Annotated in this window: 6 protein-coding genes; 3 read left to right on the top strand and 3 right to left on the bottom strand. The window is 73.8% G+C overall.

Going from position 1 to position 8,618, the window contains the following annotated elements; translation table 11 throughout:
• The first annotated feature begins 212 nt into the window (after window positions 1-212).
• Together C1I92_RS12770 and C1I92_RS12765 are read left to right on the top strand one after the other, a co-directional pair.
• On the top strand, window positions 213-1,937 hold the full coding sequence (locus C1I92_RS12770; protein ID WP_111255033.1) for an ABC transporter ATP-binding protein: 1,725 nt from the start codon (window positions 213-215) through the stop codon (window positions 1,935-1,937).
• A complete protein-coding gene (locus C1I92_RS12765) occupies window positions 1,934-3,733 on the top strand; it encodes an ABC transporter ATP-binding protein (protein ID WP_111255032.1) in 1,800 nt (599 codons plus the stop codon). The genes C1I92_RS12770 and C1I92_RS12765 overlap by 4 nt, the downstream gene beginning before the upstream one ends.
• A gap of 429 nt (window positions 3,734-4,162) precedes the next feature.
• Here C1I92_RS12765 and C1I92_RS12750 read toward each other — a convergent pair whose 3' ends face one another.
• Genes C1I92_RS12750 through C1I92_RS12740 form a run of 3 tightly spaced genes read right to left on the bottom strand, consistent with a single transcriptional unit; the run spans window position 4,163 to window position 7,836 of the window.
• On the bottom strand, window positions 4,163-5,731 hold the full coding sequence (locus tag C1I92_RS12750) for a succinic semialdehyde dehydrogenase (RefSeq protein WP_111255030.1): 1,569 nt from the start codon (window positions 5,729-5,731) through the stop codon (window positions 4,163-4,165).
• Between the two features lie 30 nt (window positions 5,732-5,761).
• Complete coding sequence (locus tag C1I92_RS12745) at window positions 5,762-6,871, bottom strand: GuaB3 family IMP dehydrogenase-related protein (RefSeq protein ID WP_111255029.1); 1,110 nt, start codon at window positions 6,869-6,871, stop codon at window positions 5,762-5,764.
• 17 nt (window positions 6,872-6,888) lie between these two features.
• Window positions 6,889-7,836 carry an NAD(P)-dependent alcohol dehydrogenase gene (locus C1I92_RS12740; protein WP_111255028.1) on the bottom strand — a complete coding sequence of 316 codons (948 nt, stop codon included), beginning with the start codon at window positions 7,834-7,836 and terminating at the stop codon, window positions 6,889-6,891.
• 78 nt (window positions 7,837-7,914) lie between these two features.
• Between C1I92_RS12740 and C1I92_RS12735 the strand changes: the two genes are divergently transcribed.
• On the top strand, window positions 7,915-8,577 hold the full coding sequence (locus C1I92_RS12735; protein ID WP_111255027.1) for a TetR/AcrR family transcriptional regulator: 663 nt from the start codon (window positions 7,915-7,917) through the stop codon (window positions 8,575-8,577).
• Window positions 8,578-8,618: the final 41 nt, after the last annotated feature.

Raw genomic sequence — 8,618 nt, 5'->3', positions numbered from 1 at the left:
CCGACTCCTCCCGCGCCCGACCCACCGCAATCTCTTCCCGCTCCACCAACGACAACCTCGCCGCCACCACGCCACCTCCACCCCACATCCTGCGGCGTTGCAACCACCGATTGAGTCTGCCCAGAACGGCACAAAAGGTTGATGATCATGAGGGCTGAGGCGGCGGAAAACCAGGTGCGATCGGGGCCTCGGACTTCGTACTGTGGTACGTCGTGCGTGAGCTTCCCTTCGCCGATCCCGGCATCCCCGACACCCGCTCCCGCGGCAGGTTCCTGACCTGGATCGCGAGGAGGCAATGGCGCACGCTCGTCGTCGGCGGCTTCTTCGGCGTCGTCTGGATGGTCGCGCAGGCGCTGATCCCGTGGGGCATCGGGCACGGCATCGACGGCATCGTCGCCGACGACTCCGGCAGCACGGCCCGCTGGGCGGTGTTCGTCGGCGTACTCGGGCTGATCCAGGCGCTGGCCGGCACCATGCGCCATCGGGCGTCGGTGGCCAACTGGCTGTACGCCGCGTTCCGGATCATCCAGCTGGTCTCGCGGCACACCGCCCGCAGCGGGCCGGCGGTGCCGAGGACGATGTCCACCGGCGAGGTCGTGGCCACGGTGTCCAGCGACTCCATGCACGTCGGGCACATGATGGAGGTGGTGCCCCGGTTCATCGGCGCCATCGTGTCCTACCTCGTCGTCGCGGTCATCGTGCTGGACACGTCGGTGCCGATCGGGCTGATGGTGCTCATCGGGGTGCCGCTGCTGGTCGTCGCGATGGGCCCGCTGATCCGCCCGCTGCAGGAACGGCAGCGGCGCCAGCGCGAGGCGCTGGGCGACCTCACCGCACTCGGCGCCGACACGGTGGCCGGGCTGCGGGTGCTGCGCGGCATCGGCGGCGAGAAGGTGTTCATCCGCCGCTACGCCGAGCGCTCGGAGACGGTGCGGGCGGCCGGCGTCCGGTTGGCCGGCACGCAGGCGCTGCTCGACGCCGTCCTGGTGCTGCTGCCCGGCGTGTTCCTGGTGCTGCTGACCTGGGTCGGCGCGCGGCTGGTGCTGCGCGGCGACATCGAGCCGGGCGCGCTGGTGGCGCTGTACGGCTACGCGTTCTTCCTGCTGCTGCCGGTGCGCACGGCCGGTGAGATGGCCTTCGCGTCGACCCGGGCCGTGGTCGCCGCGCGCCGGGTGCTGGCGGTGCTCGCCGTCGAGCCCGAGGTGCCCGACGTCGCGGCCGCCGGCGAGCCCGCCGCGGTTCCTGCTGCCGCGACGCCGGCCGCCTTGGTCGACGACGACACCGGGCTGCGGGTCGAGCCGGGCTCGCTGACGATGCTGGTCTCCGACGAGCCGGCGTTCACCGCCGCGTTGGCCGACCGGCTCGGCCGGCTGGTGCCGGGCAACGGCGTCCGGCTGGGCGACGTCTCGCTGGACCGGCTGCCGGTGGCCGAGGTCCGCCGCCGCATCGTGGTGAGCGATCCGGAGCCGACGCTGTTCACCGGCTCGCTGCGCAGCGGGCTGGACCCGTACGGCCGGCACGACGACACGCAGCTGACCACGGCCATGGAGACCGCGTCGGCCGGCGACGTGCTCGAGACGCTGCGCGACGGGCTGGACGCGACGGTCGAGGAGCGCGGCCGGTCGCTGTCCGGCGGGCAGCGGCAGCGGGTCGCGCTGGCCCGCGTGCTGGTGCGCGAGGCCGAGGTACTGGTGCTGGTCGAGCCGACGAGCGCCGTCGACGCGCACACCGAGGCGGCCATCGCCGGCCGGCTGCGCGACGCGCGCGCCGGGCGCACCACCGTCGTCGTCACCGCCAGCCCGCTGATGCTGGCCAAGGCCGACACCGTCGTCTGGTTCGACGACGGCCGGCTGGTCGCCACCGGCAGCCACGACGAGCTGATGAGCACCACCCCCGCCTACCGCCGCACCGTGACCCGAGAGGAGGACCCGGAATGAGCACGACGACGCCGCCTCGCGGGCCGGCGCCCGCGGGCGCGCTGCCCGTCGCGACCCCGGCCGAGGTCCGCGAGGAGGCCGGCCGGCTGTTCCGGCGGCACCGCACGCCGCTGGCCGTCGCGCTGATCCTGCACGTGCTGGCGGCCGCGGCCGGACTGGCCGGGCCGCTCCTGCTCGGTCAGATGGTCGACGCCGTCACCGGCGACGGCACCGAGACCCGGATCGACGTGCTGGCGGCCGTGCTGGCCGGTTGCATCGTCGTGCAGGCGCTGCTCACCCGGGTCGCGATCAAGCGGTCGCTGGTGCTCGGCGAGGGGGTCTTCGCCGAGCTGCGCGAGACGTTCATCCGGCGGGTGCTGAGCCTGCCGCTGTCCACCGTCGAGCGGGCCGGCACCGGTGACCTGGTCGCACGCACCACCGGCGACATCGACGCGCTGTCGCGGACCGTGCGGTTCGCGGTGCCGGAGATCCTCGTCGCGGTGGTGACGACGGTGCTGACGCTGGCCGCGGCCGTGATCGCCGGGCCGCTGGTCGCCGCCGGCGCGATCGTCGGGGCGCCGCTGCTGATCGCCGGCACCCGCTGGTACCTCAACCGCGCGCGGGCCGGCTACCTGTGGGAGCGGGCGGCGTACGCGACCATCAACGGCACCATCACCGAGACCGTCGACGGCGCCCGCACCATCGAGGCGCTCGGCCTCGGCGACGTCCGCGTCACCCGCGCCGACGACGACCTGCGCGAGGCGTACGCGGCGGAGCGGCGGACGCTGTTCCTGCGCAGCGTCTGGTTCCCGACCGCGGAGATGGCCTACGTGCTGCCGGTCGTGGCGACGCTGGCCTGGGGCGCCTGGCTGGCGTCGAACGGGCACGCGACGGCCGGGCAGGTGACCACCGTCGTCCTCTACATGGTGCAGATCGTCGACCCGGTCGACCGGCTGGTGTCGTGGCTCGACGAGCTGCAGGTCGGGCTGACGTCGTTCGCCCGGGTCGTCGGCATCGCGAACGTGCCGCCGGACCGTGCGCCGACCGGCGCCCTGCCCACGGGCGAGGACATCGAGGCGGCCGACGTCCGGTACGCCTACGTCGAGGGCCAGGACGTCCTGCACGGGGTGTCGCTGGAGCTGGCGCACGGCGAGCGGCTGGCCATGGTCGGGCCGTCCGGCGCCGGCAAGTCGACCCTCGGCCGGCTGCTGGCGGGCATCCACCCGCCGCGGTCCGGGCGGGTCGACGTCGGCGGTGTACCCCTCGTCGACCTCGACGTCGACCGGCTGCGCCGCGAGGTCGTGCTCGTGACCCAGGAGCACCATGTGTTCGTCGGCACGCTGCGCGACAACCTCGCGCTGGCGGCGCCGTCGGCCACCGACGAGGACCTGCGCCGCGCGCTGGCCGCCGTCGACGCCCTGGAGGCGACCGACGCGCTGCCGGACGGGCTGGACACCGTCGTCGGGTCGGGCGGGCACCCGGTCGGGCCGGCGTTCGCGCAGCAGATCGCGCTGGCGCGGATCGTCCTCGCCGACCCGCACACGCTGGTGCTCGACGAGGCGACGTCGCTGCTCGATCCGCGAGCGGCCCGGCACCTGGAACGGTCGCTGTCGGCGGTGCTGCACGGCCGGACGGTCATCGCGATCGCCCACCGCCTCCACACCGCCCACGACGCCGACCGTGTCGCCGTCGTCGAGGGCGGCCAGATCGCCGAGCTCGGCTCCCACGACGAGCTGGTCGCCGAGGGCGGTGCCTACGCCGCCCTCTGGGAGTCCTGGCACGGCACCCCGGCCACCTCCAGCGAGTCCGGCCGCTGACGTGAGAGCACGATGGTGGCCATGCAAGGAGAATGCTTGCATGGCCACCATCCACGTGCGTGAGGCGAACACGCTGTCGCCCGACGAGGCGGCCGACGTCGCCCGGTCGATCGCGACCCGCTCCTCTGTCACAGCCGATGACGTCAGCGACGTCTGGAGGAGCTCCGCGAGGCGCGTGGGTGATCGACCTCGACACGTCGGCCTGGTCGCGACCGACGTGTCGAGCGGGTCCGCGTCATCGTGACGGGTGAGCGGCTGGCCGCACCGCACGCCGTCGACCTCGAATGCGCCTCGACCCTGCGCGGCCTGGTCAGAGGCGGCAAGCTACCGGCGGACGAGGCGCGCCGACCTCGTCACCACCGACCGCAAGCTCTCGGCCGCGCCGGGCGTGCGGTGCCGGATCCGCGACCTCCGCGCCGCCTGACCGGCTCAGGCGCGGCCGGTGCGGCGCAGCACGCGCAGGGACCTGGCCATGGTCTTGGCGAAGGTGTCGTAGGACATGCCGGCCGGCGGGGCGATGTTGTGCACTCGCTGGACGGCGATGGCCTGCGGCTCGGTGTAGCGCAGGATGCCCTCGCGGCCGTGCCTCCGGCCGAGCCCGGACGCGCCCATGCCGCCGATCGGGAGGTCGTGACTGCCCCAGGCGGCGCCGTAGCCCTCGTTGACGTTGACGATGCCGGACCGCAGCCGGCGGGCGACGTCGACGCCGCGGCGCAGGTTGGACGTCCAGACGCTGGCGTTCAACCCGAACGGCGTGCCGTTGGCCAGCGCGATCGCCTCGTCGTCCGAGGCGACGGCGTGAACGGCGACGACCGGGCCGAACGTCTCGACGTCGGCGGCGAGCATGCCGGCACGGACGCCGTCGAGCACCGTCGGCTCGTGGAACCAGGGGCCGAGGTCGGGCCGCGCCTGCCCGCCGGTGAGCACGCGGGCGCCCTTCGCCACCGCGTCGTCGACGTGCGAGCGGACCTTCTCCAGCTGCGCCTGCGACATCAGCGAGCCCATGTCGCAGGAGTAGTCGAACGCCGCACCGACGCGCATCGACTCGACCCGGCCGAGGAACCGCTCCAGGAACGGCTCGCGCACCGACGCCGCGACGTAGAGCCGCTCCATCGACATGCACAGCTGGCCGGCGTTGGAGAAGCAGGCCCGGACGGCGGCCTCGGCGGCGCGGTCGAGATCGGCGTCGTCGAGGACGAGCATCGGGTTCTTGCCGCCCAGCTCCAGCGACGCGCCGACCAGCCGCTCGCCCAGCTGGGCCGCGATGATCCGCCCGGTCGCGGTGGACCCGGTGAACGAGACGTAGTCGGCGTGCGCGACGACGGCGCCGCCGATGACCGGGCCGTCGCCGGACACGATCTGCCACAGCGCCTCCGGCAGCCCCGCCTCGATCGCGATCGACCGCGCCAGCAGCGCCGTCAGCGTCGCCTGCTGGTCGGGCTTGTGCACGACGGCGTTGCCGGCGACGAACGCCGGCAGGCAGTCCGAGATGGCCAGCGTCAGCGGGTAGTTCCACGGCGAGATGACGCCGACGACGCCCTTGGGTCGGTGCCCCTCGATGGCGCGGGTCAGCCCCGGCAGCAGGCCGAGCCGGCGCCGTTCGCGCAGCACCCGCGGACCGCGGACGGCCACGTACCGGGCCGCCAGCGCGACGTCGGCGACCTCCTCGAACGCGTCGCGACGGGCCTTGCCGGCCTCGGCCTGGACGAGGTCGGCGATCTCGCCGCGGCGGTCCAGCACGAGGTCGTGCACGTGCCCGACGATGCGGGCCCGCTCGGCGACCGGCCGCCGCTCCCACCAGTGCTGGGCGTCGCGGGCCGCGCCGTACGCCGTCGCGACGTCGTCGATGGTGGACAGCGGCACCTCGGCCAGCGCGGCGCCGGTGAACGGCGCGACGGTGGTGATCCGCTCGGCGCGGGGGCGCGCCACCACGCGGTCGGTCAACCGATCCAGCAGGGCGCGGTCGACGACGGTGTCGACGCTGACTGTGGTGCTCATCGCACCCAGCCTACGGCGCGGACCGGGGCCCTAGCGCAGGACCGTGACCTCGACCCGCTGGAACTCCTTGACCTCGGTGTATCCGGTGGTGGCCATGGCCCGCCGCAGCGCGCCGACGAGGTTCATCGAGCCGTCGGCGAGATAGGACGGACCGGCCAGGATCTCCGACAGCGGCCCGATGCTGCCGACGTGCACCCGCTCGCCGCGCGGCAGGTCGGCGTGGTGGGCCTCGGAGCCCCAGTGCCAGCCGCGGCCGGGCGCCTCGGCGGCCCGGGCCAGCGGCGAGCCGACCATGACGGCGTCGGCGCCGCAGGCGATCGCCTTGGCGATGTCGCCGGACCGGCCGATCGAGCCGTCGGCGATGACGTGCACGTACCGGCCGCCGGACTCGTCGAGGTAGTCGCGCCGGGCGGCAGCGACGTCGGCCACGGCGGTCGCCATGGGGACGGTGAGGCCGAGCACCGACTTGGTCGTGTGCGACGAGCCGCCGCCGAACCCGACCAGCACGCCGGCCGCGCCGGTGCGCATCAGGTGCAGCGCGGCCTGGTAGGTGGCGCAGCCGCCGACGATCACCGGCACGTCCAGCTCGTAGATGAACTGCTTGAGGTTCAACGGCTCGGCCCGGCCCGAGACGTGCTCGGCGGAGACCGTCGTGCCGCGGATGACCATGATGTCGACACCGGCGTCGATGACGGCCTGGTGGTAGCGCTTCACCCGCGGCGGCGACAGCGCGCCGGCCACCGTGACGCCGGCGTCACGGATCTCGCGCAGCCGGTCGGCGATGAGGTCCTCGCGCACCGGCGCGGCGTAGATCTCCTGCAGCCGGTTGAGCGCCTTGCCCTCCTCCAGCGCGGCGATCTCCTCCAGCAGCGGCTCCGGGTCCTCGTACCGCGTCCACAGCCCCTCGAGGTCGAGCACGCCCAGCCCGCCGGCCTGCCCGAGCGCGATCGCCATGGCCGGCGACATCACCGAGTCCATCGGCGCGGCCAGCAGCGGGATCTCGAACCGGTAGGCGTCGATCTGCCAGTGCGTCGACACCTCTTCGGGGTCGCGGGTGCGCCGCGAGGGCACGATCGCCACGTCGTCGAAGGCATATGCTTGGCGGCCGCGCTTGCCACGGCCGATCTCGATCTCCGCCACCAGGTGAGGATATCTGGTCACGGGTGCAGCAGGACGTTGCCCACCTTGTGGCCGGTGTCGACGCGCGCATGGGCCGCCGCGGCATCGGCGAGGTCGTACACCCTGTCGACGACGACGGTGAGCTCGCCGGAGGCGACCAGGCCGAGCAGGAACTCGTAGTCGGCGCGGCGCTCGGGCGCGACGCCGGCGGCGACGTTCCCGCGGGCGCGGACGGTGTCGCCCAGGCTGCCGACGGCCAGCAACAGCCGGCCCGACGGAGTGAGCAGCCGCCTGCCGGCTTCGATCGAGAGGTTGCCGACGGTGTCGAGGACGACGTCGTAGCGCTCGGCCAGCCGCGTGACGTCGTCGCGGGTGTGGTCGACGACGTGTTCCGCGCCCAGCTCGGTCACCAGGGCCGCGTTGGCGCCGCTGGTCACACCGGTCACCGTCGCGCCGAAGTGCCTGGCCAGCTGGACGGCGTTCGTGCCGACCGCGCCGGACGCGCCGTTGACCAGCACCGTCTGTCCGGCCGTCAGCCGCCCCTTGTCGCGCAGGAAGTACAGCGCCGTCGTGCCGCCGAACAGCACCCCGGCGGCGTCGTCGTCGCTGACCTCGTCCGGGACGACAGCGACCTTCTCGGCCGCAACTGGGACGTACTCGGCATGAGCGCCCATCCGCGCGCCCAGCTGGCCGCACACCCGATCGCCGGGACGCAGCCGGGTGACCGCCGATCCCACCGCCTCCACGACGCCGGCGAACGAGTTGCCCAGAACCGTGCGCCGGGGCCGGAACACGCCGAACGCCAGCCGGGCGAACGGCGCGAACCCGGCCGGGTACCGGGCGGCCCGCAGCCGCGCGTCGCCCGCGGTGACCGCCGCCGCATGCACCCGCACCAGCACCTGGCCGGCCTTCGGCTCCGGCCGCGGAATGTCGGCGACGCGGACGACGTCGGGCGGGCCGTACCGGTAGTTCCTCGCTGCCTTCATGGAGCGCCCCCTTACACCTGTAAGCCTGAGGAGCACGATAGCCTTACACCCGTAAGGATGACAAGGGCGAGGTGAGCGATGGCGCTGTCGCGCGAGCGGATCGTCGAGGCCGCGGCCCGGGTGGCCGACCGCGGCGGGCTGGCGCAGGTGAGCATGCGCAGCGTGGGCCGTGAGCTGGGCGTCGAGGCGATGTCGCTCTACCACCACCTGGACGGCAAGGACGACCTGCTCGACGCGCTGGCGAACTGGATCTTCACCCACATCCGGCTGCCCGGGCTCGACGAGCCGTGGCGACCGGCCATGGCCGAGCGGGCGGCATCGGCCCGCGCGGCGCTGACGGCGCATCCGTGGGCGCTCGGCCTCGTCGAGTCACGCCGCGGCCCGGCGCCGGCGCTGCTGCGCCATCACGACACCGTGCTCGGCTGCCTGCGCCGCAACGGCTTCTCGGTGGCGCTGGCCGCGCACGCGTTCTCGGCGATCGACGCCTACGTGTACGGGTTCGTGCTGACGGAGTTGAACCTGCCGTTCGACGAGCCGGGCGGCGCCGAGGAACTGGCCGGCGACCTCAGCGCGTTCATGCCCGCGGGCGAGTACCCGTACCTCACCGAGATGATCGCCGAGCAGGTGATCGGCCGCGACTACGCCTACGGCGACGAGTTCGGGTACGGCCTCGACCTCATCCTGGACGGCCTGGCCGACCGGCTGGGTTCGGGTCCGCTGGCCGCTCCCGGCAGCCTCTGAGGCCGGTTCGACGTGGCCTTGGTGTCGCTGGGCGTCCACGT

Origin of the sequence: Jiangella anatolica (assembly GCF_003236295.1) — a bacterium.
Taxonomy (GTDB): Bacteria; Actinomycetota; Actinomycetes; order Jiangellales; family Jiangellaceae; genus Jiangella; species Jiangella anatolica.
This window is presented reverse-complemented; position numbering and strand designations above follow the sequence as displayed.

What these genes read in the sequence shown, in the direction of transcription:
- C1I92_RS12765 (WP_111255032.1), top strand. Translation starts at nt 1,934, where the DNA reads ATGAGCACGACGACGCCGCCTCGCGGGCCGGCGCCCGCGGGCGCGCTG.
- C1I92_RS12750 (WP_111255030.1), bottom strand. Translation starts at nt 5,731, where the DNA reads ATGAGCACCACAGTCAGCGTCGACACCGTCGTCGACCGCGCCCTGCTG.
- C1I92_RS12740 (WP_111255028.1), bottom strand. Translation starts at nt 7,836, where the DNA reads ATGAAGGCAGCGAGGAACTACCGGTACGGCCCGCCCGACGTCGTCCGC.
- C1I92_RS12735 (WP_111255027.1), top strand. Translation starts at nt 7,915, where the DNA reads ATGGCGCTGTCGCGCGAGCGGATCGTCGAGGCCGCGGCCCGGGTGGCC.